Source organism: Verminephrobacter aporrectodeae subsp. tuberculatae At4 (assembly GCF_000193225.1).
Lineage (GTDB): Bacteria > Pseudomonadota > Gammaproteobacteria > Burkholderiales > Burkholderiaceae_C > Acidovorax > Acidovorax aporrectodeae.
In genome coordinates, this window is the sequence record NZ_AFAL01001037.1 from 1 (window position 1) to 261 (window position 261).

At 71.3% G+C, this 261-nt stretch carries 1 protein-coding gene; it reads left to right on the forward strand.

What is annotated here, in order from left to right; genetic code table 11:
- A partial coding sequence (locus VTU_RS30375) for a biotin/lipoyl-containing protein (protein WP_010110618.1) occupies positions 1-261 on the forward strand: 261 nt, incomplete at both ends.

Below are 261 nucleotides of genomic sequence, written 5' to 3' on the forward strand. Positions count from 1 at the left end.
GCCCGACATCGGCGATTTCAAGGACGTGGCCGTCATCGAGCTGCTCGTCCAGCCTGGCGACAGCGTCAAGCCGGAGCAGTCGCTGTTTACCGTGGAGTCCGACAAGGCGTCGATGGAAATCCCCTCGCCCGCGGCCGGCGTGGTCCAGGCGCTCAAGGTCCGGATCGGCGACCGCGTGAACATCGGCGACCTCGTGGCCCTGCTCGAGGGCGCGGCAGGCAGCGCGCCGGCGCCCATGGCGGCGGAGGCTGCGGCCGGTGG